The organism is Microbulbifer sp. ABM4_008 (genome assembly GCF_056311705.1).
On sequence record NZ_CM149970.1, the window covers coordinates 4,015,112 to 4,040,486 of the forward strand.

The following is a 25,375-nucleotide window of genomic DNA, read 5'->3' on the forward strand; positions in this document are numbered from 1 at the left end:
CTACCCCTTCAAATTCTCAGAACAATAACTCTCAATTCTCTTCAAAGAGAAAGAATCATAGCAGACGTCATCATTTGGCAACTGGAATGGCAGGAATCTTTCTGCCGACTGGCTTATTACTATATCGGGCTTAAAATCCTCCACAATACCAAAGTCCACGTTCAATCCCCAAACAAACTTAACCGTATCAAATGTCTCTGCCAAAATTCCCGTCAAAAGATGCGGGCGGTATTCACTGAATGAATCTCCAAATAGAAGAACTCGCTTCTTATGTAATGCGTTAGGATTTTTATACTCTACAGAACTTCCAACATGCAATCCTGCTGAATTTTCTAAATTATTTTTCTCTTTAAATTCAACCAACTTATTAGCCCACACCCTTTTTATGTAATCCGGGTGTCTATGAAAGTAAACTTCTTCTTTTACAGGTTTTTCCAGTTTCCCGCCAAGGTCCATAACACATCGAGCTTGTCTCATTGGACGCTTCAATATGTCTGCATTCTGCTCTAATCCTAGCCTTGACATGACGAGTTGATATGCGCCAAATGCACCCCAAAAATTCCAGTGGGTATCGGTTTTGTGATACACCTTTCTTTTAGCTGACTGCTCTCTTAAATAAAATATAGGATTTACAAAATACGGCTTCTTATCAACAGCTGAAAGTAACTGGAGAGTGGGAGAATTGTTAATACTAAAATTTTTCGGAGTATCCAAATAACACCCATAAATACTCAACTTCTCTGGAGCGTTAACATGTAAATACTGTATATTCCTCGCTTCAAAATAATTATATCGACTAGACAGCAAAGAAACCCAATGATCTAGCCAGCGAGTATTAGGGTGCAAACCCTGAAATACATCAATAACCTTATTATTTCCGTGAGTGAGAAATATCCAGCCTGACCTTCCTTGCTGATAAACCTTCTCTGTCATTTATAATTCCCCCAAGGAAGCAACGTCTAGCAAAATACCACTTAAATCACAGGCTATATTTTCAAAATTATAATCAGGCTTTTTCTCTTCCCAAGGGTTAAAAAAAGAAGATACACCCTTCATACCCAGCAGAGCTACCAACTCCTGATTGCTTTTAAGAAATTTCTGCTCTATCTCTTTTCCTAAGGAAACAGGAAGAATCCCATAACCATCGAATGCACTAAAAGCATCTATAGAATCGGCCAAATGACTTAATATCGAGTATCTTTCTCCATGCTTGAGATGCTTAAGCTTTGTCCTATTTAACTCTCTTGCAAACTCAAGAAATAAAGGGTTCCAAGACTTATTCCTTGCAACAACCACATCAAAACTATTTGGTTCACCCTCAACACCCAAAACAGCTAAAAGGTCTTGAAGGATTCCGCGACCCGAAGAAACCTCATCGTAGTTTTTTGCAATTATATTACCTACACCAAATACATTGACCCACATACGGCATAAGTTATAAAAATTATAATAAAATCCCTTCCCGGTGATACTACCAGCAAGTTCTCTATGGGACTGACATCCTCCTGTCTTAATATAGGTGCTGAAGGAAGATTGAAACATATCAACTTGATTTCTCAAGTAGACCAAAATTTTTACATCTACCTCCTTAAGATGTTCAGTCAATTTCTTGTGAATAAACTGAACTCCCTCAGAATTTATCCGTGAACTAAAATGCTCAACACTGACAATACAAGTTTCAGCACTAGTTTTTTCCAGCTCTTCGCAAAATCTGTCCCAGGTTTTATCTGGATCAAAGTCAAGATCTGGAGCAAATTCAGCTTTACGTCCGGAGTTACACATGGGGTGAAGCGCTGCAACCAATTCGAATTGTGCAGAACTGTCATAGCCAAATTTAGGATACAAAATCGAATATTCATCCAAAAGCTTTTTTCTATTTGAGCAGAGAAATTTTTGGATGCTTGTTGTTCCCGTTTTCTCAGTACCGATATGTAAAATTAATCGTTTTAAATTAGCCATTCTCTAGCACCTTTTTAACTTCTTCTAGGTACTCACCCTGTTGTTTAGCTTTAGCATTTTCGTCGACGCAATAAACTAATGACTCGACCTGAATACTATGTATTTCCTTTAATTGAACATCGTAGTTTTTTCGGGTCACACTCCCCGAGTGCCTGCGATGTGTATTTAGCGCTTCAGGAACCACCTTAGCTTTAGAGTCAGACTTTGATAACAGGTTTACGTAAATATACCAGTCACCGGCAACTTTGAACTCAAGGATATTCTCGAGATTATTTTCAAGACAATTTACAAAACTAGTGGTATCAAACACCATGGAGCTTACATTCATAAACTGGTTTTTAATAGACAGCACTTGATCAATTACTGTTGTGCCATCGTATATTCCAGGCCGATCTAATATGTCAATAAACTCTTGATCATAGTAATAGCGATAATCATCCGCTAAATGTTTATCCTTTTCATCAATTTGCTTCGAATCTGTATAAGCAAGCGTGAAATTGGTCGGTCCTTCGAGGATTTTTTGCAAAAACAAGTTATCCGCAGAATCATCGGCTTCAGCAACCCACAAATACTTCGCTCTCGCTAAGTCAGCGCCTTTCTTCCACTGCTTGAATACAGATCCTGAGTTTTTCTTATTAACTACAAGATTAATTTTACGATTTCTATGTTTTGCATACGCCTCGATAACAGACACACTATTATCTGGAGACTTATCATCTAAAACATTAATTTCAAATACAGGATAAGACTGATCAAAGATTGATCTCAGGCGTTCTTCTATATGATCTTCATAGTTGTAATTAGGGACGGCTACACTGACACGCTTGATAGCTGGATCTAAGTACTCGACTAAAGAGAAAACGTACTCATCCCATTTAAACCGACTGGTAGCAGCTGCTCCTCTTAGCTTAGCTTTCTCATCGCTATCCGTTGCTATTTGGCGGATTATCGATTCTGCCATAGCACCAATATTTGCCATAGGCACAACTTCTCCATTGGCCTTGTCTTCAAGTAGCTCTGTAAAACCACCGCCACCTTCAAAACCAATTACGGGTGTACCTAAAGCAAGTGACTCCATAACCACAGAGGGGAACGGGTCTTCTCGCGATGTCATAGCAAATGCATCGGCAGCCAATAGATAACTGGAGATCTCATTAGTGAAAGGAATATTATGGAAATTACTCTTGAGCAATTCGCTTCCCAAATCCTCAGAAAGCCAGTGCTTAAGGGAGGGCTCGATATCACCAATCCAAATAAAGTGGTAATTAGAATGCTGCTCCACTACAAGTTTCGCTACATTCACAAAGATATCAAACCCCTTTCTCAAGTCAGCATACCCAACATTAACTATCAATTTAGCATTTTTAGATATACCTAACTCTTTTCTAATCTTTCTGTAAGCGCTTGAGTCGTTAACTAGATCCTGATATATACCTTGAGGGTGAATGACTAACTTATTTTCTTTTACTGAGTCAACACAAGAAACAAAAGAGTCTTTCACTGCTTCGGCTGCGAAAACCACCCTTTGTGCATGATCCGCGATATCTTGAGCAGCTTTCTCTAATTTATACTCTTGAACAAGGTTCTTGAGCTCATGGATCAATGAAATAAAATCAATATCATGACCTGCCAAGATTGGAGCAACTTTGCCAGATACAGTAGTATTACAAATTGCTCTGTTAAGCCCAGATTCTTCCTTTAACTTTCTAACGACACTGTCAAAAACTTCAAGGCTTCCATGACATACGTGGGTCTCACCAACTTTCTCATACTCAGTGACTAGTGGACCGCCGTCCAGTAACACCAGTCGGACATCAATCCCAAATTGCTGTTTGAGTGTCTTGAATATATTCAAAGTCAGCAACTGGGCACCATGTTTATAAGCATCATGTCCAACCAGTATTAAAGAGTACTTTCCCTGAATAACGGTTTGTTCGTGCAAGGCTCGATATGTTGAATTTAAATAAGCACTCCCCCAATACTGATCCGGCTCAAGGTGCGCCCCTTCCGCCCACTCATTCCAGGCGTTAATAGCTACAAACTTGTGTTTACCTTGGATAGGATTTTCTTTAGCAAACTTTACGACACCTTTTAACCATCTCTCATACTTTTCTGGTGTTGCACCTACGAACCCCATTCCCTTTTTAGGTTTTCGAGCTTCATTATCCCACATAGGGGTAACAGCTTTGATTACATCGTAATCAAAAGAACAGTCATTCAGAGACTTTGTAGACATTTCCTCATAACTCGGATAATGCCCAACAAACTCAGGATCTTTTAGCCCTAAACTTTGCGCAACAGATGGAAGTCCCTCGGCCACTTTATGTGGGGGGAATTCAATTACGCCATCCAATCCGTATTCTCTGGGGTCTAGGTCTCCAAATGCCTGAGCCATATAAATAAGAGGCTCAATATTGTGGTTATCCCTAAATAGCCTTCTCCACAAAGCAATCTTCTCTGTCGCTTTGGGAATAATACCGGGACGGTAAATAAAGAATAATGGACGTCCGTCAATGGAAATATATCGAGAGTCAGTAAAGTGGCGCGCTATATCCGCAACGAACGCAACATCATCCTCATCTCTATAGTCTTGAGCAATTAGAACATCATTGTCAAAACCATCCCAAGTTCTTGTCCAGTTCTCATTTGCCCACATTAAGCAAAATGGCAGCTCAATATCCGTATTTTCTAATAAAAGATTGACAGGGCCATCCATCAAACGGCGGCCATTAAACCAGTAATGATAAAAACAGAATCCCTCAAGTCCAGCATCTCGGGCCATTTTAGCCTGCGCCATCAAGGTGTCTTTCACTCGCAGGTCATAGAAACCCAAGTCGCGCGGTAGGTGTGGTTGATAATGCCCATTAAATCTACTTCGCGCACGGGTGACATTAGTCCATTCAGTAAAACCCTGCCCCCACCATTCATTGTTTTCCTCAAACGGATGGAATTGCGGCAGATAGTAGGCTAACGCTTTCACCTCTGGATCTACTTGCCTTGAGCCATACTTGAAAACCTCAAAACCAGGACCCGCTTTTAAGAACTCCTCATCAGCACTATTAATTAAAGCTTGAGCAGAATCTGAAGTTGTCGCTCCAGGTGCGGGCGCTAAGGTTTTCAGCTCGCTGTGCTTTCCAACAGAAAGGTAATGATAATAAGCATGCTCAGAAACATTACCACCTAAATGATTATCTATATAGAATCCAGTATCGAAGCTGGCACTTGGATTACGGCGCTCCGCACAACCTTGTAAAAGAAAGTGTTTATAGGGGTCTAGTCCTGCCTCTTCGATATCCTGATATTGCTGTAAATAATAGGCTGGATCAAAAAATGCTGTAGGGGCACAAGTCGGCTGTTTTGCATTCTCTAAATAGTGCTTTAACGCAGACTCATCTTTAGATAATGAACTTGTACTTCTATAAAACTCTGGGTCAAATGCCAGCGATGGTTGACGCCCCTCTGCCTCTCCACTTTTAATATAGTGTTCTAAGGGTTCAATACCAGCGTCCAAGACATCAGGGTATGCTGAAAGATACCAAGCCGGGTCAAACAAATAGTTGGGTGTGCGCCCTTCTTTGTATCCATTGAAGTAATAGTGCTCCAAGGGATTCACCCCTGATTCAGCAACATCTGGATTCGTCTCTAGGTACCAAACGTGATCAAATAAGCCTGAAAAATAAACTACTTCGATACCGCTCTTATTCAATGACTTAGAATCCTTTCCGAAAAACTTCTTTACTACAGATTTCATTACTATTAGTTCCCTTTTAGCAGTTCTTGCCACCAAACCGGATTATTCAAATACCACTCAATTGTTTTTTGTATGCCAGTTTCAAAGCTCTCATGTGGCTGATAACCTAGCTCTTTATTTGATTTGGTAGGGTCAATAGCGTAACGTCGATCATGCCCTGCACGGTCTTCTACGAACGAAATTAATTTCTCAGAATTGCCAGCAATTGCGTTTTTAGCTTGCGGGTATTGTGCTGCCAGACTCGACTGCTTCGCAAACTGCTCATTCATCAACTTACAAACTAGTTTTACGATATCAATGTTTGCCCATTCATTAATGCCACCGATGTTGTAACATTCGCCTATATTTCCTTGGCGGATTACTTTATCGATACCTCTTGCATGATCTTCGACATATAGCCAGTCACGTATTTGCTGACCATCGCCATAAATAGGAAGCGGAAGATCGCGAAGTATATTGGTAATTACCAGTGGTATTAATTTCTCAGGAAAGTGGAAAGGCCCGTAATTATTAGAACAATTACTAGTGGTGACCTCAAGACCATAGGTATGGTGGTAGGCTCTCACTAAGTGATCAGAAGCAGCTTTACTTGCAGAGTAAGGGCTATTTGGGGCATACGGCGTGGATTCACTAAATGCTGGATCATCTGCTTCTAACGTACCATACACTTCATCAGTAGAAACATGATGGAATCGATGAGTATCTCTATTTATGCCTTTATCCAGCCACACTCTTTTAGCTGCTTTCAATAAGCTATAGGTGCCGAGAATATTTGTCTGTATAAATGCATCCGGCCCACTAATTGATCGATCCACATGACTTTCAGCCGCAAAGTGCACTAAGGTATCAATTCTGTGTTCACGGAGTAGAGTTTCTACCAACGCTGTATCGCATATATCGCCTTGGTAAAACTTATAATTAGGGTGATCCTTAACTAGATCTAGATTTGCAAGATTTCCTGCGTATGTGAGTGCATCTAAGACTATCACTGTATCCTGTGGGTAATTTTTTATCCAATAGTGGACAAAATTAGCACCAATAAATCCCGCGCCACCGGTAACCAGTAATTTTTTCATATCAAGATCGCTATCAGTCACAATTTTTAAATAAAGCCCTAATACCTAATAGGCAAATTGGACAATTAATGTTGTTGTTTCTTTTCAGAAAGAGCCAATCTAAGTGACTCACGCCAATGCCTAGGTTCAATATCTAATTCGGTAATCAATCGAGTTTTATCTAAGATACTATAAGGTGGTCTCTTTGCGGGAGTGGGATATTCATGTGTAGCTATTGCTTTAAGGTCTAATTGTTTATCCTGCGGAAGTACACCTAAAGCCTTACCATCTTCATAAATAGCTACCGCAAAGTCATACCAACTAGCTACCCCGAGGTCGGTACAATGGTATATACCACTCACGCTAGGCTTTTGGGCAAGTATTATTAAGATCTCCGCCAAGGTTCCTGTCCAGGTTGGTGTGCCAACTTGATCTGCAACGACACTCAGTTGATCTCTATCTGCCATTAACCGAAGCATAGTATTCATAAAATTATTCCCGTGGGATGCGTAAACCCAGGCGGTACGTACAATAATCGCTTGTGGAAGGATTTTCAAAACGGCAGTTTCTGCTTCAGCTTTACTAGAGCCGTATACACCGATAGGATTAACTTTATCTGATGTTAGGTATGGAGTTGATTTTTCACCATCAAACACGAAGTCTGTTGAGACGTGAACAAGGCGAATATTGAAGCTTTTACATACTTCTGCAAGATTTTCGGTGCCTTGCTTATTAATTGCAAAAGCAACATTTCCTTCCTGCTCCGCTTTATCAACAGCGGTATAGGCAGCAGCATTTATGACAACGTCTGGCTTAACTTCTCCGATCACAGTCTGGACAACTTGTTTGTTAGAAATATCCAGCTCTTCACGCCCCATCGCCACCATCTCAATATCGACAGGACATAGCTTTTGAAGCTCACGTCCAAGTTGACCGTTTTTACCCGTTATTAAGATTTTAAAAGTTGCCATTTTATACAGACCAGGAATAGTTTGACGACGCATCTAACGTGCCGCCAGGTTTTTAACAAAATAGGAAAGTTGATCTTTAAAGAGGAGCTAATCTCGGAGTCAGTGAAACCAGCGTATACTCTCTATGCGAAATATACCGTATCCTTAAAAGAACTACCGTTGCGATCTTTTTCCGAAAGTTGAGGCTGTATACCTTCAACAATGGGCCAGTCAATATTCAGATCTGGATCATTCCACAGGAGCGACTTCTCATATTCCGGAGCATAGTAGTCTGTACATTTGTATACAAATTCAGCACTTTCACTTGTTACATAGAAGCCATGTGCAAACCCTTCAGGAACCCACAACTGGCGCTTGTTCTCAGCTGACAGATACACACCAACCCATTGTCCAAAAGTTGGCGAACTTCTTCGTAAATCTACTGCAACATCATAAACTTCGCCACGTACTACCCTGACTAACTTACCTTGGGTCCGCTCAGTCTGATAATGCAATCCTCGTAAAATTCCTCGAGAAGACTTACTGTGATTATCTTGGACAAACGCACGATGTGCACACTTACTATTAAAAACATCATCACGAAATGATTCATAGAAGAAGCCACGCTCATCACCAAACACTTTTGGTTCTACAATTTTTACGTCAGGAATTTTTGTTTCAATAATATTCATACTAATTAAGAATTTAGCCGAGGCGCAGGTCATCAATCTAGCTACTGCAGCTCTAAAGAAGAGGATAGAGGCTGAGCCGATCATCCCTGAACGACTTCTAATTAAAGGCTCTAGAAAAAGCTCAATTTTTTCCGTATAGGCTTTTATAATCCAGAGGCATAGCGACGCGAATTGAGAGATGAGGTTTCACCATTCTCAACCAAAATTTGCATCAAATATTTCCCATAGCCACTTTTCATTAAGGGTTGAACTTGCGCTTCTAGCTCTTCTGCACTGATGAACCCTTTGCGATATGCAACTTCTTCGGGACAGGCTATTTTTTGGCCTTGTCGGCGCTCGATTGTTTGAACAAAGTGAGCGGCATCCAGCAAATTATCATGCGTTCCAGTATCCAACCAGGCGCTACCACGTCCAAGGCGCTCTACATCTAACTGATTTTGGGCAAGATACACTTTATTGATATCTGTGATTTCCAGCTCACCGCGTGCACTTGGCTGTACTTCTCGGGCAATGTCGCACACTTGCTTATCATAAAAATAAAGGCCAGTGACCGCATGATTAGATTTAGGCTTTTCAGGTTTTTCCTCTAAGCTTACAGCTCGACCACCATCATCGAACTCAACAACTCCATATGCTCGTGGGTCTGCTACTCGATAGCCAAATACTGTAGCTCCCGCCTCTCTCGCATCAGCTTGCTGCAAAATTTTACTGAAGTTGTGCGCATAAAAAATATTATCACCTAGCACAAGGGCGCTATTGTGATTACCTACATGCTCGCGTCCAATCAAAAATGCTTGGGCTAAGCCATCGGGAGATGGTTGCACTGCATAAGAAATATTAACCCCCCACTGTGCACCATCTTCAAGCAAACGCTGGTATAACGATTGCTCTTCTGGTGTCGTAATAATAAGGATATCTCTAATACCCGCCAACATTAAAGTTGTCAAAGGATAATATATCATTGGCTTATCATAAACAGCCATTAACTGCTTTCCGACACCCTTTGTTAAGGGGTATAAGCGTGTACCAGAACCTCCAGCCAAGATAATTCCCTTCCGATCAGAAGACCCCTTCACAGTTTTTCCCCCAACATTGAATTAATATTCATTTATTGATCACATCAAACAATAAGAGCTGATGTGAAAATACAGTACTTACAGACTTTACAATCCAGGAAAGTTATCAAACTTTAGAATGACAAATTAGGAGTGAATAATTACATACAACACTTAAAATCGGTATGGTATAAGACTTACAGCTTATAACAGCCTGTAAGGAAACCAACCATACCGATTTATATCGTGCAATATGGAAGCCAATCTTAAAAAAGTTTACAACCTTTTAGTACCAAGTTAGAAAGATAGAACTGCAGCAGTTCCAACAGCTATACGGTAGAGTATTTCTGTTACATCTTTGGTTACTTGTAATTCACTGGAATGGATTTTTGGCATAATCATAATTTCATCTCCGGGGCGTAATCTATCCCCCAGACGATTATCAAAATCACCATCTTCTATACGATTAATCGTCCCGTCGAGATGTAGAATCACCAACTCCTTACGGTTTGCATTATTGGCAAATCCGCCGGCCAACTCTATATATTCTTCCAGAGTCCGCTTCTTACTAAAGACTAGAGAAGTTGGGAAAATTACTTCTCCCACGATTGACACAGTTGATGATTTCAAAGGCACAATAAGCTCATCACCATCTTCAAGCAGCATTTCTGCTGCGTTTGGATTGTTCGCAATAACAACCTGGCCTCTGGGTTCAGCCTTCCGAGCTTGTTCGATAAAGTTCTGAATCATCATGGCGTTATCTTTTTGCGCAGATTTTTCCAGGTCAGTATTGGGCTGGCGAGTTAGAACTTCCATCTGAAGTGCATCTAAAGAACGGTCAAGAGCGGCCCGCTGCCGATCAGCGACACTCTTCCTGTACAGCTGTATAGAGTTTCTGTCTGCATTATCGCGAAAACTCAATTGACTCAGTAACTCATCAAGAGTAGCGCCATAGGGCAGTACATAAGTTGCAGGCCCATCCAACTCACCGGATACCCTGATTGAGATAGACTCAATATCGTTATCCCGTACCAACTCTATATGCGCTCCCGGATAGAGGCGTGTGGTCATGGCATTTGCAAGGGGCATATAGTCAGCTTGCTGAAGACCGTCAATTACCTGAGTAATTCGTGCAAAGTTCGCCTGAGGGTCAGGTTTTGTTACGAGGAGCATCTCGCCCAGCTGGGTGTAGGGCCCAGTAAATTCCATCTGTGCGGCTTGCTGCACCGCTCCTTCAACTGTCACCGAACCATTGCGGGCAGCAACGACTACAACATCGCCATTGCGAAGTTGTAAAGCAGGCATAATTCCATCTACCAGGAAGCTATACAGGTTTACCTTTTGTATTTCCTCTCCCTGACGCATTACTCTGATATCAACAAAGCTGCCACTTTGCTCATCGATACCTCCAGCACTATCTAAATAGTAAAGGATCGAGTCTGAGCTAAAACCGTTATACAGACCAGGGTTCTTCACAAAACCCGTTACAAAGACTTTAACTGGCTGGCTCGCCTCCAAGTTCGCATAAGCTTGCACATTATTCTTGAATACTCGCTTTACATGACGCAGTACAAAGTCATTCAACGCGCCATTCTTTACTCCAGCAACATGGACTGGGCCAACCTCGGGGACAAAAATATTACCTTTCGGATCTACCGGTAATGTCGCACTGAAACTATAGGCACCCCAGAGCTGTAGATTAACCTGGTCACCAATCGATATTCTATAGTCGGGATTAAATCCACTAAATGGTTGATCTTTAAACGCGCCCTGAAACAGTGACTCCCCAAAAACGGGTATACCTGTCTTAGGGATCTCTGTTGAGGAAACCTCATCAATTAATTGAGTTTCCAATGCTCCAGCCTGAATACTGGATAGTGATACCAACAACCCTACACCAAAACTAAAGCGCTTTATTTTCTCAGTAATCATTTGCTTGTTCTTTGTAAATTGATATTTACTCTGTCAGCGATATCAAAAATTCACCGACACTATTCTGTCTTGAAGCCTTTTGTCTGGCGCTACATCCTATGATCCCGAATAGTCACAACTAGCATCTTTCCTATTCCATAAAGCATTAGCAGAATAATTCCCAAGCTGACCAGGTTATAAAGCTTGTGTGGATACTCTGCTTCTTCTGCTAACGATGGCTGGGTTACCACCATCAAGTGCTTAAGTTTACCTGACGCTTCCATACGAGCAGTTTCCAATGCTTTTAAAGAAGCTGCATAGGCATCGGTTGCAAATTGCAAATCTAGTTCAAGATTCTGGAAATGAGCACCAAGAAAATTAAGCCGCTGCTCTCCTTCCTCTTCCCCTATGCCCACTAGGCGTACCTTTTCTATCTCAATTTGGTTCTCTAACGCATCGATGTCAGCCTGCATGGAGATTACTTGTGATGAATCAGCATTCAGATAAGATTTTGCCGCAGTCAGGTTAGCTCGTTGCTCAGCCAATCGCGCCTCTAACCCTTGAATAATGGTACTGATACCTTTTGTAAGTTCTTCTGGACTTACAACTTTATGACTATTCTGGAAGTCTAGAATTTCTTGCTTAGTACTGCGCAACTTAGCTTGCGCTAAATCAACTTCATTCTTCACAAAAGCCACTTGCTTATCTGCGAGCTGATTGCTGATCTCGTTAACAAAATCTTCTGACTTTTGGATAACTGTCTCAATCAATCTTTTAGCAAAAATCGGATCAAATGCCTGCATCTCGATCGTGACAATTCCCGTGACCTCATCATGACCAATACCTATATGGTCTCGATAATATTCTAAGTAATCTTCTTGAGTTGCATCTGGAGACAATCGCGAAAAGAAATCGTAGCGGGCACTCTTGTAATATTCTGACAACTCTAACTTTTCATCCAAGTACAAAGCCATATCTAGCGAATGGATGTAATTCACTACCAGAAAAGCATCTTGAGTATCAGCGCCCATACCAGGAATTAACAAACCTAATGCAGGGGAGGTTGCATGGGCGGAAGTGCTATCTTTCACGATCAACTGCGCACTACTAACATAGCGCTCAGAAACCCAAAATAGATAATATGCCACAAGAACAAGTAGAGGCAGGATAACGAACAAAGCCCAGCCTTTGAGCTTCGGAATATGCCTGGAAGCGTTACTCATTACCCCAATTAGAGCTTTTATCTTTGATGGATTCCGTGCTTGTTGTTCAACTAGCTGATCTTTAACTTCCATAATTAACTCTTATGCATTTCAGTGGCAGTCTTTTTTGTTTGAACATTTGATTTCTCACCCTGATACAAATCAATAGCCTGATCAACAGTATCAAAAACTCTTAACCCAGCCTGGTCCAGGTATATCCCTACATCACAATTCTTCCGTAGAAGAGGCATAGCGTGCGCCACAATAATAAAAGATGAACTCTTCCTTTTCTCAGCTATGACCTCTTCGCACTTTCTTTTAAAGTGCGCATCACCCACCGACATCACCTCATCAACTAAGTAAATATCGAAGTCAACAGCGATACTTAAACCAAAGCCAAGACGTGAACGCATTCCCGATGAATAACTACTTACAGGAACATCGAAATAATTACCTATTTCAGCAAAACCCTGCACCATATTCATTACTTTGCGCCGTGCACTTCCCCGAATCCCATGTATGCCACAAACAAAAGCGACATTTTCACGGCCAGTCATACTTCCCTGGAAACCACCTGCCAAACCCATCGGCCAGGAGATTCTCTGATTAGTTACCACTCTGCCAGAGTCGGGATAATCAATCCCCCCCATTATTCTTAGTAAAGTTGACTTTCCTGCTCCATTTCGACCAAGAATGCCGATATTTTTACCCTCAGGGAAAGACGCATTTACATTTTCAAAAAGTACTTTTCGTCCGTGAGGTGTACGGTACGATTTAGTTAAGCGTTCTAATCTAATCACCGACTTTTTACCAAATCACGCCAATTTGCTCTATAACAAAGCAAGCCAAAAAACAGCATCGAAACAGAAACAAATCCTAGATAAGCCAGACTTCCAAAGTGTCCACTAAAGTTGCTAAATAATGCTTCGCGATTTAATTCAATAACATGTAGCAAGGGGTTCCATACTAAATAAACATGATATTCCTTTGGAACCTGTTCAAGCGAGAAGAAAACCCCAGACAAAAAATACAGAGGCCGAATAAGCATAGGGATCACTTTAGCCACTTCTGGAAACCTCTCTCCCAAAACACAAAGCACCAAGCTAAGCCCTAGACAAAAAAAGAAGAATAAAATGTTAGTTGCTGTGAAAAGTATGAAATTATTAAAAGATGTGGACACTCCAAACCATGCAAATACCACCATCAGTACTACTAGAGTTGCCAGATAAATAACAAGCTCCAACAAAACACGACTTAGAACTGCATCAAACGGCCTCAGTTGTCGATAGTTGAACAACCCTCGGTTTGAAGCCACTGCAGCTAACCCCTTTTGCACACAATGATTAAAGAAAAGGAAAGGTGCAATTCCTCCAAGCATGAATAGTGGGGTTGGCACCCCAGGGTAAAACTCATCTTTTAGAAAGCTGAAAACGGCCACGAGTACCATGATATGGAGCGAGGGCTCCAGCAACATCCAGGCATATCCCAGTCGCCACTTTCCAAAGCGAGTTTTCATCTCCCGCACTAGCAATGCGTAAATTACATCACGCTGAATTTGCCAGACGGAGCGTTGAACTGATGGATGCATAGCGATTACTTTCTTGGCAATCTGTGAACCAGTCGTTACCCAATCTTGGGTTAGAACTGAGACAATTAATTCAAATAATATCGGGGCATTCTTGAAGCTAAAATGCCTTCGCTTGTTGGGTCGGCTCTATCGAGACACGACGCCACCACTCTGGGCCGCCAAGCTTAGTTCGAGCTCAAGGCACCGCAAAATGGACGCGGAATCCTATCGCAGCGTCTCTTCTTCGTCATTTTTTAATTAATTACGTGCCATTACGTTCGTCCCAACAGTCTAGCTCAAAGCTATCTATAGTGGACGATACGCCCTTCTAGTTGATCGCCAATGATGATTATCAATTTCTCTATGAATAAGCAGGCGACATCTCCAAAATGCATATTAGTCGCGGACATTAATGCTATCACTCACGCATTTTGCGAATGTGAATACACAAGCATTAACTGGGAGAAACAGACGCAAACAGACATCAATAGAGCACTTAATGCCATATCCGGCCTAATTGCTGAGATCCTGTACTGATTAAGATATAACCAGCTCCGAGTCTCTGATACATAACCCTTTCAAGATTTACCCAATATTTCTGAGCAAAATCCACGCCAAGATAACTTTTAAAAGGGAACTTAAGGTGTTAAGGAAGAGGCTATTCTATCTAAGTAGAAACTCCCAACACTTTGCCCCAGATTTGATAGTCAAATTTGGCACATCTGTACAACATGATCGTACTGCTCTCCATCTAACTCGCTGTAGGTTAATGAGAAGAAGTAATTGGGAGTGGCCAGAAAGTTTAACCGCCCAGTATCAAGACCATTTTGGTACTTGAGTATCACTTTGCTTTTGGCACAGTAAGATTAACCTCAAGGGGCGAGTAAGACCTTTTTAAGTATCCCTCTGCTTGTATCCCAAACCCTACTTTCACAGAGATCAACAAAATGTGTGATGTTATGGATATGGCTAGTATTCATCCATTCTCCATAGGGTTCATGGTTAGCTCGAAAAACCTTATGCTCAACGTAGGCCAATATGACACAAAGAGTTGTGCAATCGAAAAACTATCATCCTTCTTGATTTTTTGTTTAAGTTTCAATCAAAAACTCTAACTCTGGTGAGGATTTTGTCGGTACAACTTGTGCCACTTCATAAGCAGCCAGTTCCTCACGATAGAATGGATCTTGTTTTAGTATCTGATCTAACGCAGACCGACTATCTATGGTCACCAGGATTACCCCACCTGTGCGAGGCTCCTTACGGCCGGATAGCTGGAAATATCCTAGCTCGTAGTACTTATTCAAAAAATCAATGTGCTCTGGAATAAATTTTTCCACCTCCTCAAGGGATTTTATATAGGTAAGGGATACTATGAACATACTGATCAACCTCTATTTGCAATTCAAAATATCAAAAGTAGAGATCGTAGATTTATCTTCCATCCAATCTCTTATTAACGTAGATTGCCTATCTACAACTCTCTACTTCATTAGAGGAGCATTATACCTACAGGTAATCTGCAAATAGGGACAAAGAGCTCGGTATTGATGCCTAATAAGTAAGGACTTCCACAGATAGTATTACCTCAAGTACAAACTCTAAATAAGGATTCAATAAGCCCCAGAATTAATGGGGCATAGATTGACAGCCTTCTATTTGCTTTTTGGTTGAAACCCAGCTTTCACGATAGTAAATACTTGCATCATAGTGGAGCGATAAAGTATTCGAACCCAAATAATATGGGAAACCACTATTGTTAGTTATAATAAATTCATATCTCGTTAAGGCATGGTCTTGAAAAGCATAATACTGGCCATACTCAAATTTATTGCAGGTATTGCTGTAAATTTTTAATAGCCTATCAATAAATATGGCTTCTCTATTATATTTACTCATATCCTCCAGTAATTGAGCTCTGGCATCTAAAAAACTGGAAATAACAAAACCAAGAGCTAATGCACAAAAAATCACTATATATTTTTTGATAGATAACTTTACTCGCTGGTATCCTTCTGACATCTGATAATCCTTAATAGTTAAATTAGCCATATAAACCAGCATGATTGTAACTTCATGATACAGATATGGACTTTATCTCATCTGCTCTATGAGGCAGTTAATCGTCAGCATACGTGTGCATGCTGACACAGATCAGCCGAAGCATTCACCCATTAATAAAATTAGGATTATACGAATGAGTATTATCGGCAAAGAATCATAAGAGCTTCACCTCTTGCTCCACCAATACCTCCCCCTACAACTTTCCACCCCTCGGGTACTTTTACAGTTTTTTCTGGAACTTCCCCATTGTTTAATGACCTTCCAGATACTTGCCATAAAGTAGCAGCAAAGCATTCACTTAACTGTTCATCTGATTGCTCTTTACTCTCTTCAGGATCAGCTTCAGCAAAAACGTTTAAAGCCCCAAGAGAAACTACCAATCCAAGTAGCCCAGAGAGTAAGATACTATGCTTTTTCATTGACTTCCTTTTAGAACTAATTCTTAAACTTCTTATTTATCCATCCTTTGCGATAGGAACATATGGCCGACTAAAAAGTCAATAAATACTCCTGCTTTTATTTAAGATTTATTTATTTTTCATCTATCTAACCAGCCGAAAGGTTTCTAAAGAGAAGCATAGATGTTGAGAGCTAATTTTTATTTTTCTAAAGACTCGATAAATAGCCATCGAAATAGTGACCAAAGAAAGTTACTAAATAATTCATATATACCAAAGGCTACACCTAAAGTACCCTCTCAGAATATTCGAGATACCTATGACTACTCTTGCGTATTGTCAGGAATTTGGTCTAATAAACAGTAGTGCATAATATTTCTTTCAGGTATTCTCGAATCACAATTAAACATGCCCTTATAAGTATTCATCAAAAAATCAGGGAGAACTGTAAAAGTTGCTAATAGAGGACTGTCATAATTAGCCCTTTTTCAAATTCTCGAATTACAGATGTCGCGATACGCTAAATAAGAGCCTCACTTAAGAGCTTATTGTAAATCTCCTATTTTTACCATTAAAAAAATACAGTCATATATGGTGCTTGAGCATTTTTCAAACAGCAAGCAGAGCCTGGTTGTGGCATCATATTCATCTAAGCAGATTAACTTTCAGCCTATGGAAACGATGTAATGTGTAAAAAGTTATCCATTAAAACTGGCCTTACCATCCTAGCGTCCGCAATTACTTTGATGGGATGTACAAGTGCCCAGGAAAAAGAAGCGATGCAGAAGATAGTATTTTCTAACGCTGAGGCTATAGAAGAATGCGTACTAGTAGAAGATGTAACATGCAAAACAATCAGGGTTAACCAGGGAGATGTTTGTACTCCTTGGTTACAAAAAAGGGCTGTGCGAAGAGGTGGAACCCATGTGGTTAAGGCTTCTTCAATGGCGCAATTTGGCGATATCTATATGCCTAATGGAGTATCGGCAGGCAAGACTGTAACAGGCACGCATATCCCAGCGAAAATCTATAACTGTAATGCTGCAAGCGAATAAGCACTAACATCGTCAGGGAGTAAGTCACATTATCACTTGCTCCCCGGCAGTATTCTTTAACGTTCCGATCAACTCAAGCTATAACTTCTTACCTTCCCCCAATTTTAAGTACTCCTTGAAAGAAAAGCTCTAAAGAAGAGAGAATTTCTAGAATTTATCTTTTTCCTAACCACTAGGCACTTGCAGCAATCTTAATGAAATATAGATAGTATGACTTATCATACAGTGGTTATCGACTTACTAAGACACCGCAATCCAGGTCTCTGCTTCTCCATCGATTACGGCGATCAACTGATTGTTACTGAACGGAGCTAATTCCAGCTCGTCTGAATATTTGGAAATAACAAGCTCAGCAGCATCTTCAAATGGTTGGTTTCCATAATGAGGTAAGGGATAGAAGTGCACGAGATTTAACCCGTCATAAGACTCTAGATTCTTCGCTGCATCGGGGTTATCCATCTCCTGGATATATGCGATATTCGGCGACAGGATTACAGTACCTGCCGACTCACCTATATAGGACTTACCCAGACTAATCTGCTCCAACAAGATTTTATCAGCCCCGCTACGTCTAAGTTCTTGAAGTAGAAAATAGGTGTTACCACCAGTTACATAGATATACTCATTGTTTTGCAGTTTATCTTTAATCTCATCCATTGAAGCTTTAGAGACTTCCAACTCATCTACAATAAGACCTAACTGCTCCAGTTCCTTCTTGGCATCTTCCACATAAAAAGTGATCTCTTCGGGAATGCTTGCAGTAGGGATGAATGTAACCCTCTTACCTTCAAGCCGCTTATCAAAACTCGCGATCGCACTAGCGACCTCAGCAAAATACGAAGTCAAGAATAGCTTGGCCATATATTTTAATCCTTTAAAGTATTTAATTAATCAATTACTTGATATCGATATAGTTTACCCGAGATATCAACCAGGTAGTAAAGACACATCACAGTAGTCGCTTCCAAGCCAAGTAAAGTAATTTTTCCCAAAAGATTTGGCAACTTACTTTAATTAAATACAACAGCCCATACTGATTCGCCACTGCTTCAGCCTGCTGAAAATAGAGTTCCCGGGCAGGCTATGCGGCAATCACTCATCAAGGCCTTTACCCTCCCGGCTTTACTTTTGCCCCTAGCCCATCAACCAAAGATTGTCTGAATCTTTACCTAATACACACCGTTTAGGACCCATTTGGTACTACCGCTCTTATAAGAAGTACTATATGTTCTACGCCTAAATCTGAAGCCTGGTCTAAGATCTGGCCGGTATAAGGTGTTGTGGTCAACTCCAACCGGACACTTCTTTAAGCACATTCCTCAAATTCGATAGGGGCTAGGTCTCCCAGTGTTGTATGTATTCTGCGTGAGTTGTAATAAGCAATATAGGCTCTCACATCTGCTACCGCATCCTCCCTTGTCGGATAGAGGTTTCCCGTTAACCACTCCCGCTTCAGGCTGCTGAAGAAACGTTCAGTCGGTGCGTTGTCCCAACAATTTCCCTTACGGCTCATTGAACACACCATCCCCTGCTGACTCAATAACGTTTGGTAGGTATGGCTGGCATACTGACTGCCACGATCAGTGTGATGCAGGAGACCTTTTGGGGGCGTACGCAAATTGACAGCCATCATCAACGCACGAGTTACCAGGGTCGTTTCCATCTTGCGGTCTAGATGCCAACCAACAATCCGGCGCGAATAGAGATCAACCACTACTGCCAAGTACAGCCAGCCCTGCGAAGTCCAAATATATGTAATATCAGTCGTCCAAACTTGATTTTTAGCACTCGGTGAGAACTCCCTATTCAGAAGATTCTCTGCTACCGGCAGGTGATGTTTACTATCTGTTGTCAGTGTAAATCGCTTCTTGCGCTTTACTGCCAAGCCTAGCTTTTTCATGAGCTTGCGGACTCGATAGCGCCCGACTTCAAAGCCTTCTTTACGTAACAGCTTCATTAACCGACAACTTCCGAGACTCTGTCTAGATTCTGCAAATAGGGACTTCAAACGATGGCATAGTTGCCATGTTTGAGCATCTATTGAGCTATTACCACGGCAACACCAATCGTAATAACTAGTCTTACTTACCTGCATTACCCGGCAGAGCACCCTAATAGGAAAGCTGCCTTGCTGTTTTTCAATAAAGCTGTACTTTATTTCATTTCTTTCGCAAAGAAGGCGCTGGCCTTTTTTAGGATTTCTTTCTCCATCCGCAACTGCTTATTTTCACGTCGTAATCGCTCTAATTCTGCGCGCTCGCCTACATCCAACCTCACACCGTCTTCTTCCTGCATCAGTTCCTTTATCCAGCGTCGCAGGTTATTGGCTGTTGTTCCTACAGCCTCTGCTGCTTTAGAAATTGAATACCCTTGCTCAGAGACTAGCGCTACGGCGTCTTTCTTAAATTCCGGCTTGAAATACCGACGTGTACTTTTTGTTGTCATACTTCACCTCGCTTGGTAGTTTTACCATCTTAGCGAAGTGTCCGGAAGGATTAGACCACTACAAGGGCAACCATAAACCTGATACGACAGTATAAATAATTTACTGCTAAAGGTTATTGGAACCAGAGAGAAGCGAGTCAACACTTCTAGACGAAAATTCTGGCAATCGCTACCTGCAGGGGAGTAACAGCTGGCATTATTGGGCATGGGATCTGGTTTTGTGGCAGCCGCTTAGTGTGGCTGCCACAACAAGTATGGAGAGTAAGTGCATCTAAATGTAAAAGTACAAAATGTTACGCTTATTCAAATACTCTGACTTCTCTTATATCACTTGAGCAACCTTTGTCTTAAACGCCTGGTTACCCTGATTTTTATAGCTAGTAAAGAACTCGGTCCTTAACATCTATCGTCAGAAGCTGACGTTGGTCATCAGATTTTTCAGCCCAGACTTCGTAAGCTTTTTCTTTCACCTTTTGTACTTTTTCTTCATATGAGGCATGCCAATCATCTGCACCAGAAGATTTATCGACAATCAAGGTTTTTGATAGCCATAACTGTAGTTCTGAACTTTCTAGAGAAAACTCTCCATCTATATTGTTTTTCATAGGACGTAATTGGAAACCTTGCCCATATATAGGTCTTACAACAATGTAATATCGTTGCCCAGGCTCGACCGTGGCCTGCATGACATGGCCTTTAATACCCTCTGTAGCCATAAATGTATAAGTACCGGGATCAACATTTATCAAGAATTTTGACTTAGCCGACGCAACTCCCACAATTTGATCATTATCATCTGTAATATCAAATACTAATGCATTGAAGCCTGCGAACACTCCAGCAGAAGGACGAAGAAATATTATTTGTGCTTTATCTGATTGTGGTTCTTCCACTATCTGACTGGAAGACTCATGATTAAAGACATATTGCTGTACACACCCGGCCAACCCAAATATTAAAGCCAACACAACAAATACTACGCGCATTATTTAATCTCAATTTATTGGAATACTACTTCAAATTCACTTCAGTGCATTCAAAGGGATAGTTCATTATATCACTATCTTCGATATTACTCTGACCTATCTCAATTTTTAATAAAGAACAAGGTGTTCATACTTGGGACTTCCAGTAAATCCCATTAAAGTTCCCGAATATCTGCCCAACCACCCCGTCGAATTTTTCCCACTAATCACCAGCAAAATCACAGGGTAGTTGGCCACCTTCCAACCGCTGCTGCCGATGATATGGAACAGCAACTGTGCAGTAGCTAACCAGCCTAGGACAGTGGGGCAACCCCCTAATCGGTTTGATCAAAACCAATGCCAGCAACGGCTACCGCCAACGCGCCATTGATACCGCTGCACAGTTATCCACATTGGAAGCTCAACGCACGCAGCTCATAGAAAAGCTATCCACAATCGAACAGACACCCAGCACGCACAGCGCCTTCAGCAGCTTAGCGGGCACCCTCAACGCAGACCCGGCAAAGGTTCAGCATATCGGCTTCCTCGCCCTAGCGATCATCACAGACATCGTGGGATTGGTCGCGTTGCTCGCGTTTAACGCCGCTGCAACAGTTGCGAAACGCGCCACTAACCCGTTGCAACAGCCTGAAACGGTGGAAACACAACCGTTACACACCGCCCACCTGAACGAAGAACAACAGCAACTGGCCCAGCGAATCCGCGCCGGAGAGTTCGGCCACAAGCCCGTAATGCGCAACATCATCAACGATATGCGCCTTCGACACGGAACCGTTAAACCCGTTTTCGACGCCCTGCAACAGGCGGGCACACTCAATAAAAATGGCCGGGGATACTTCCTCGCGAGCCAGGGAGGGCTGCCCAATGGGTAAGCTGGTTAAAGGGGTCAGCTGGGCCAAAGAGCAATTTGAAAAAGGCTCCCGCCCTGGCAAAGAGAAAATCTTGGAGTGGATAGAGGCCGAGCATATCCCCGGCCAGATCATCGCAGGGGAGCCCTATGTGGATGCCGACCGATTCGCTATACGCGATCACACCGGCAAAACCCCAGCACAAAATACCTCCGCCAACGATGGCCAGCCCAGAAGCGGGCTAGACCTGTTGGCAGGCTGAGAACAGATAAAGCAGTAGGCGAGCAAGGAAATGGCCAGACCTAAAAAGATACGCATGTGGGGCGATACACCGCTACCCGACAACCTTTACCCAGACGCACGCAAACGTGAAAACTACTGGCGATATTGCTTACCCGACGGGCGCTATCGGGTTTTCTCTGCATCATTAGAAGATGCGCTACGGATGGCAGAAGAAGCCAATGCCATGCGCGGTGAGAAGGTCCAGCGCAAACCGACAAAAGCTCCAGATAGAGCAAGCTTCGCCTTCCATGCTATACGCTATATCGAATGGCGGGTTGAGAATGACTCACAATTACCCAGCAAGGCCAGCTGGCGAAATCGGTGTAACGCCCTAAAACGCTTTGGCGAAGACTTCGAAGCGATCTCCATACATAAAGCCAAATTGACTGACCTGCGCAAATGGTGGGAATCCCTCAGCTATCATCAACAGCACGCACGCCGCGCGGAGTTTAATAAATTCTTTAATTACCTAATGGCTGAAGGGTTATGCAAATTAGAAAGCAACCCGTTTACCACCGCCGACGATCGTCCGCGCTTGCTGGAAAAGGGAAAGCCCATTAAAAAGCGTCAACGCTTAACCCTGGAAGCTTACTGGACCATCTATGAAAAGGCCGGGGAATTAGGCTATGAAGCGTTACAGGTGGCTATGGGTATCAGTATGCTCACTACTATGCGTCGCGCCGATATTTGTGAGTTGAACTTTGATAAACACCTGCAAGGCGACCACCTTCGCAAAACAATCAATAAATCTGAAGCGCAACGAGATAGCCTCGCCGCCAGCCATTTGAGTTTTAATTTAAAAACCCACCAACAACTTGGCAAACTTATTAGCCGTGCAAGGGAAGTCAGCCTAAGAAATTACCGCTGCCCTTATGTACTGAGCCATACACCCAAACAACGCCGGACGGGGAAAACTAAAGAACATGTATGCCAAGTCAGCCCAGACCGACTTAGCGATATGTTTACTGAGGTTCGCAACACTACCGGGCTCTATATCGGCTTACCTAAAAACCAAACCGCACCTAGCTTCCATGAAGTTCGTAGCCTAGCTTCAGATCGGTTTAAGCGAAAGGGGTATGATGTAAAGTCGGTGCAGCAATTGATGGCGCATACTGATGAACGTGTCACACAGGCTTATCAAGCGGGACACGGCGTCGATTATGAGGAGATCAATATCTTTTTGGATGAACAGGCTATCGGAAGGGAGTATTGAAAGCGGCAGGCTTGATCAAGAAAGGCTATCTTAGCCTTTCACCACTTAGAACTGATTAACTTGAAATATAGTTAAAGTTTAAATCTAATAATTTTTCAAACTTAGTCAGTCTCCTCTACTACCTTTTCAATTCTCTCTTTTAGCCATCCACCAAAAACCACGGGCTTCCAGTCTTTTCCAACTTTGGAAGCTAGGTTAGCCAAGAAACCTATACCGCCACCAATAATGCCCCCTACAGGCCCCGGGACTGTGGCCCCTATAGCTGGACCTCCTATCAACCCAAAAATATTTAAAGCTTTACGACCTCCCGAAATCAAGCCACTCTCCTTTGCCACCTCATTGTGATAGGCAATAATTGCATTTTTGTCTCGACCATTCTCTTGCTGCAGCCAATTCCGAAATTTTTTTGCTTTTGATCTTATTTTCAATATCTCTCTAAGTGGGAGATGATTCGAGTTAACTAATAATCTAATATCCGGAAATTCAACTTGGCCTTTTAATTCCTCAATGATATCTCCGGACTTCATGACACGCTTTCTAGATTCATAAAGTTTGTCGCCAACAAGTGCACTCATCGGCTGAGGAAGAAAAAGATCGCTACCCAAAGTTGCAGCTGACCAAATCAAACGATTTGAGATCGCAGAGGCTGTAAGTGGAGTCCCAAGATGAAAGTTTACTTTCGAGCCTGCTAGCTGCTTCAACTTTAAAAAATCAACATTAAATTTAAGGTTATGCTTGGAGCCATCTGGTGACTTAACTACAGACGCTTCAACTTCAGGAGGTCTGCCCAGAGAATTCATCCTGTAAACTTCATCCACAAAGGACTGCAGGATCAATGCATTCCGTCTTGGATTCTTATAGTCTTCTCTAGCATTTTCTATAGCAGGACCAAACTCCTCGGACTTTACCTCGAACACATTATCCTTAAACACAGAATAAAGATGCCTTCTGTGTCTTGCTTTTGGAAATAACTCTTCTATAGAACTGTGATACAAATATCGACTCTCAAAAGAATTCGGTTCCTCCTGTAATGTATCTTGAATATTCCATATAGAATACTCACCATTCTTCATTATCGCAGTACTTAAAAATGAATACTCATAGAACTTTAATATTCCCTCGCTGAGAAGCATATAAAAATCATTTAGAGTTCCATTCTTTATAAACCAATTAATGAATTCAGCCAGCTGATTTTGATTGGATGGATTTACTATTACAGTGTCATAGTATATTAGAGCTTCAGCAAACAAGCCTATATCAATGCTTTTATCAGAGCTTCTCAAGCTTGGAGAGGCATAGGCCCATGACTCTATAGGCACCAAAACAGAACTATTTCCCGACATTAAAATCCCTTTTTTCAACACTATTAGAAAACACAACATCAGCCTGAAGAGACTAGGAAATAGCAGTCTCTCTATCCAGCTTACCGACAGGTACGCTTTATAGCCATATCCCTATATTCTCAGAAAAGTGCTGAAGGTCAAATACCGTCCTTAACCACCACTATTAGAGGGAGTAGATACCCAGCATGCTATATCCATAATTTTGAATTAGAAAATAATGAGTCGTTTTAAGGAGCGCAGTTTAAATCGAAATTAAAAGCTGCCGGAGGAAGGCTCTGAAAAGGTATTGTGAATAGGTGAAATTTCAGACGAAAAAAAAGGGCCTGAAGGCCCTTTTTCTTTCTTGCGAGTTTTTGTTCACGTTTTTGTCCAGTTTTTGTTCACTGGATAAGAGGACATGAACCTCTTCTCGCAACCCCTTGATAGACAAGGGAAATTTGGTGGAGCTAAGCGGGATCGAACCGCTGACCTCAACACTGCCAGTGTTGCGCTCTCCCAGCTGAGCTATAGCCCCAAATTTTGTTGCCTGACGTTTCCGTCGAAAGCGGGGCGCATTTTAGCAAGGTTTAGGCGCCTGTCAACAGAAAAAATAACTTTTT

General features: G+C 41.9%; 22 protein-coding genes and 1 tRNA gene. 4 read left to right on the forward strand and 19 right to left on the reverse strand.

Annotation, left to right across the window (positions count from 1 at the left end; all coding sequences use genetic code 11):
* From ACYX4J_RS17430 to ACYX4J_RS17495, 14 genes are all read right to left on the reverse strand, one after another.
* Entirely contained in the window at positions 1 to 933 is a 933-nt protein-coding gene (locus ACYX4J_RS17430; RefSeq protein WP_476177185.1) for an alginate O-acetyltransferase AlgX-related protein, read from the reverse strand.
* Positions 934 to 1,959 carry a sulfotransferase domain-containing protein gene (locus tag ACYX4J_RS17435; protein WP_476177186.1) on the reverse strand — a complete coding sequence of 342 codons (1,026 nt, stop codon included), beginning with the start codon at positions 1,957 to 1,959 and terminating at the stop codon, positions 934 to 936. It lies immediately after the preceding gene.
* Positions 1,952 to 5,710, reverse strand: a complete 3,759-nt coding sequence (locus ACYX4J_RS17440; protein ID WP_476177187.1) for a glycoside hydrolase family 99-like domain-containing protein — start codon at positions 5,708 to 5,710, stop codon at positions 1,952 to 1,954. The genes ACYX4J_RS17435 and ACYX4J_RS17440 overlap by 8 nt, the downstream gene beginning before the upstream one ends.
* A gap of 5 nt (positions 5,711 to 5,715) precedes the next feature.
* Positions 5,716 to 6,786, reverse strand: coding sequence for a dTDP-glucose 4,6-dehydratase (gene rfbB, locus ACYX4J_RS17445; RefSeq protein ID WP_476177188.1), 1,071 nt, complete (start codon positions 6,784 to 6,786; stop codon positions 5,716 to 5,718).
* A 65-nt stretch (positions 6,787 to 6,851) separates the two neighbouring features.
* Positions 6,852 to 7,769, reverse strand: coding sequence for a dTDP-4-dehydrorhamnose reductase (rfbD, locus tag ACYX4J_RS17450; protein ID WP_476177189.1), 918 nt, complete (start codon positions 7,767 to 7,769; stop codon positions 6,852 to 6,854).
* An 89-nt stretch (positions 7,770 to 7,858) separates the two neighbouring features.
* Positions 7,859 to 8,407 (reverse strand): dTDP-4-dehydrorhamnose 3,5-epimerase, encoded by a 549-nt coding sequence (gene rfbC / locus ACYX4J_RS17455; protein ID WP_444916225.1) that lies wholly within the window; start codon positions 8,405 to 8,407, stop codon positions 7,859 to 7,861.
* A 143-nt stretch (positions 8,408 to 8,550) separates the two neighbouring features.
* Positions 8,551 to 9,483, reverse strand: a complete 933-nt coding sequence (gene rfbA / locus ACYX4J_RS17460; RefSeq protein ID WP_476177190.1) for a glucose-1-phosphate thymidylyltransferase RfbA — start codon at positions 9,481 to 9,483, stop codon at positions 8,551 to 8,553.
* A gap of 276 nt (positions 9,484 to 9,759) precedes the next feature.
* Positions 9,760 to 11,394: a polysaccharide biosynthesis/export family protein gene (locus ACYX4J_RS17465; RefSeq protein WP_476177191.1), complete on the reverse strand. Its 1,635-nt coding sequence runs from the start codon at positions 11,392 to 11,394 to the stop codon at positions 9,760 to 9,762.
* Positions 11,395 to 11,483: 89 nt separating this feature from the next.
* Positions 11,484 to 12,668 carry a KpsE/RkpR family capsule polysaccharide export protein gene (locus ACYX4J_RS17470; RefSeq protein ID WP_476177192.1) on the reverse strand — a complete coding sequence of 395 codons (1,185 nt, stop codon included), beginning with the start codon at positions 12,666 to 12,668 and terminating at the stop codon, positions 11,484 to 11,486.
* A 2-nt stretch (positions 12,669 to 12,670) separates the two neighbouring features.
* A complete protein-coding gene (locus ACYX4J_RS17475; RefSeq protein WP_476177193.1) occupies positions 12,671 to 13,375 on the reverse strand; it encodes an ABC transporter ATP-binding protein in 705 nt (234 codons plus the stop codon).
* The gene (locus ACYX4J_RS17480; protein WP_444914617.1) at positions 13,372 to 14,163 is read right to left on the reverse strand and encodes an ABC transporter permease; all 792 of its coding nucleotides are present in this window, start codon (positions 14,161 to 14,163) and stop codon (positions 13,372 to 13,374) included. Before ACYX4J_RS17480 ends, ACYX4J_RS17475 begins: the two co-directional genes overlap by 4 nt.
* Positions 14,164 to 15,233: 1,070 nt before the next feature.
* Positions 15,234 to 15,524: a YciI family protein gene (locus ACYX4J_RS17485; RefSeq protein WP_476177194.1), complete on the reverse strand. Its 291-nt coding sequence runs from the start codon at positions 15,522 to 15,524 to the stop codon at positions 15,234 to 15,236.
* A gap of 247 nt (positions 15,525 to 15,771) precedes the next feature.
* Positions 15,772 to 16,194 carry a hypothetical protein gene (locus tag ACYX4J_RS17490; RefSeq protein ID WP_476177195.1) on the reverse strand — a complete coding sequence of 141 codons (423 nt, stop codon included), beginning with the start codon at positions 16,192 to 16,194 and terminating at the stop codon, positions 15,772 to 15,774.
* A 152-nt stretch (positions 16,195 to 16,346) separates the two neighbouring features.
* On the reverse strand, positions 16,347 to 16,625 hold the full coding sequence (locus tag ACYX4J_RS17495) for a hypothetical protein (protein ID WP_476177196.1): 279 nt from the start codon (positions 16,623 to 16,625) through the stop codon (positions 16,347 to 16,349).
* Positions 16,626 to 17,290: 665 nt separating this feature from the next.
* Here ACYX4J_RS17495 and ACYX4J_RS17500 point away from each other — a divergent pair.
* A complete protein-coding gene (locus ACYX4J_RS17500; protein WP_413664504.1) occupies positions 17,291 to 17,659 on the forward strand; it encodes a hypothetical protein in 369 nt (122 codons plus the stop codon).
* 240 nt (positions 17,660 to 17,899) lie between these two features.
* Here the strand turns inward: ACYX4J_RS17500 and ACYX4J_RS17505 are convergent, their stop codons facing one another.
* The 3 genes from ACYX4J_RS17505 to ACYX4J_RS17515 form a co-directional block, all read right to left on the reverse strand.
* Positions 17,900 to 18,520 (reverse strand): Type 1 glutamine amidotransferase-like domain-containing protein, encoded by a 621-nt coding sequence (locus ACYX4J_RS17505; protein WP_476177197.1) that lies wholly within the window; start codon positions 18,518 to 18,520, stop codon positions 17,900 to 17,902.
* A 445-nt stretch (positions 18,521 to 18,965) separates the two neighbouring features.
* Positions 18,966 to 20,104 (reverse strand): IS3 family transposase gene (locus ACYX4J_RS17510; protein ID WP_476177198.1). Its coding sequence is split into 2 segments (ribosomal slippage): positions 18,966 to 19,855 and positions 19,855 to 20,104, totalling 1,140 coding nucleotides; the frame shifts between segments, so codons are not numbered across the junction.
* A gap of 377 nt (positions 20,105 to 20,481) precedes the next feature.
* Complete coding sequence (locus ACYX4J_RS17515; protein WP_413664502.1) at positions 20,482 to 21,090, reverse strand: hypothetical protein; 609 nt, start codon at positions 21,088 to 21,090, stop codon at positions 20,482 to 20,484.
* A gap of 323 nt (positions 21,091 to 21,413) precedes the next feature.
* Here ACYX4J_RS17515 and ACYX4J_RS17520 point away from each other — a divergent pair, with 323 nt between their 5' ends.
* Genes ACYX4J_RS17520 through ACYX4J_RS17530 form a run of 3 tightly spaced genes read left to right on the forward strand, consistent with a single transcriptional unit; the run spans position 21,414 to position 23,433 of the window.
* Positions 21,414 to 21,962, forward strand: a complete 549-nt coding sequence (locus ACYX4J_RS17520; RefSeq protein WP_476177199.1) for a hypothetical protein — start codon at positions 21,414 to 21,416, stop codon at positions 21,960 to 21,962.
* On the forward strand, positions 21,955 to 22,200 hold the full coding sequence (locus ACYX4J_RS17525) for a hypothetical protein (RefSeq protein ID WP_476177200.1): 246 nt from the start codon (positions 21,955 to 21,957) through the stop codon (positions 22,198 to 22,200). Before ACYX4J_RS17520 ends, ACYX4J_RS17525 begins: the two co-directional genes overlap by 8 nt.
* A gap of 30 nt (positions 22,201 to 22,230) precedes the next feature.
* Positions 22,231 to 23,433, forward strand: a complete 1,203-nt coding sequence (locus tag ACYX4J_RS17530; RefSeq protein ID WP_476177201.1) for a tyrosine-type recombinase/integrase — start codon at positions 22,231 to 22,233, stop codon at positions 23,431 to 23,433.
* A gap of 101 nt (positions 23,434 to 23,534) precedes the next feature.
* On the opposite strand, the gene ACYX4J_RS17535 is transcribed toward ACYX4J_RS17530, so the two are convergent.
* The gene (locus ACYX4J_RS17535) at positions 23,535 to 24,776 is read right to left on the reverse strand and encodes a hypothetical protein (protein ID WP_476177202.1); all 1,242 of its coding nucleotides are present in this window, start codon (positions 24,774 to 24,776) and stop codon (positions 23,535 to 23,537) included.
* Positions 24,777 to 25,214: 438 nt separating this feature from the next.
* Positions 25,215 to 25,290: transfer RNA gene (locus ACYX4J_RS17540), tRNA-Ala, on the reverse strand.
* Between the last annotated feature and the right edge of the window lie 85 nt (positions 25,291 to 25,375).

Bases quoted from the DNA above. Each gene is read 5' to 3' on its own strand.
- ACYX4J_RS17530 (WP_476177201.1), top strand. From the start codon at position 22,231: ATGGCCAGACCTAAAAAGATACGCATGTGGGGCGATACACCGCTACCC.
- ACYX4J_RS17430 (WP_476177185.1), bottom strand. From the start codon at position 933: ATGACAGAGAAGGTTTATCAGCAAGGAAGGTCAGGCTGGATATTTCTC.
- ACYX4J_RS17485 (WP_476177194.1), bottom strand. From the start codon at position 15,524: ATGTTCATAGTATCCCTTACCTATATAAAATCCCTTGAGGAGGTGGAA.
- ACYX4J_RS17505 (WP_476177197.1), bottom strand. From the start codon at position 18,520: ATGGCCAAGCTATTCTTGACTTCGTATTTTGCTGAGGTCGCTAGTGCG.
- ACYX4J_RS17435 (WP_476177186.1), bottom strand. From the start codon at position 1,959: ATGGCTAATTTAAAACGATTAATTTTACATATCGGTACTGAGAAAACG.
- ACYX4J_RS17465 (WP_476177191.1), bottom strand. From the start codon at position 11,394: ATGATTACTGAGAAAATAAAGCGCTTTAGTTTTGGTGTAGGGTTGTTG.
- ACYX4J_RS17535 (WP_476177202.1), bottom strand. From the start codon at position 24,776: ATGTCGGGAAATAGTTCTGTTTTGGTGCCTATAGAGTCATGGGCCTAT.
- rfbC (WP_444916225.1), bottom strand. From the start codon at position 8,407: ATGAATATTATTGAAACAAAAATTCCTGACGTAAAAATTGTAGAACCA.
- rfbB (WP_476177188.1), bottom strand. From the start codon at position 6,786: ATGAAAAAATTACTGGTTACCGGTGGCGCGGGATTTATTGGTGCTAAT.
- rfbD (WP_476177189.1), bottom strand. From the start codon at position 7,769: ATGCGTCGTCAAACTATTCCTGGTCTGTATAAAATGGCAACTTTTAAA.
- ACYX4J_RS17440 (WP_476177187.1), bottom strand. From the start codon at position 5,710: ATGAAATCTGTAGTAAAGAAGTTTTTCGGAAAGGATTCTAAGTCATTG.
- ACYX4J_RS17500 (WP_413664504.1), top strand. From the start codon at position 17,291: ATGTGTAAAAAGTTATCCATTAAAACTGGCCTTACCATCCTAGCGTCC.
- ACYX4J_RS17470 (WP_476177192.1), bottom strand. From the start codon at position 12,668: ATGGAAGTTAAAGATCAGCTAGTTGAACAACAAGCACGGAATCCATCA.
- ACYX4J_RS17525 (WP_476177200.1), top strand. From the start codon at position 21,955: ATGGGTAAGCTGGTTAAAGGGGTCAGCTGGGCCAAAGAGCAATTTGAA.
- ACYX4J_RS17515 (WP_413664502.1), bottom strand. From the start codon at position 21,090: ATGCGCGTAGTATTTGTTGTGTTGGCTTTAATATTTGGGTTGGCCGGG.
- ACYX4J_RS17490 (WP_476177195.1), bottom strand. From the start codon at position 16,194: ATGGCTAATTTAACTATTAAGGATTATCAGATGTCAGAAGGATACCAG.
- ACYX4J_RS17495 (WP_476177196.1), bottom strand. From the start codon at position 16,625: ATGAAAAAGCATAGTATCTTACTCTCTGGGCTACTTGGATTGGTAGTT.
- ACYX4J_RS17480 (WP_444914617.1), bottom strand. From the start codon at position 14,163: ATGCATCCATCAGTTCAACGCTCCGTCTGGCAAATTCAGCGTGATGTA.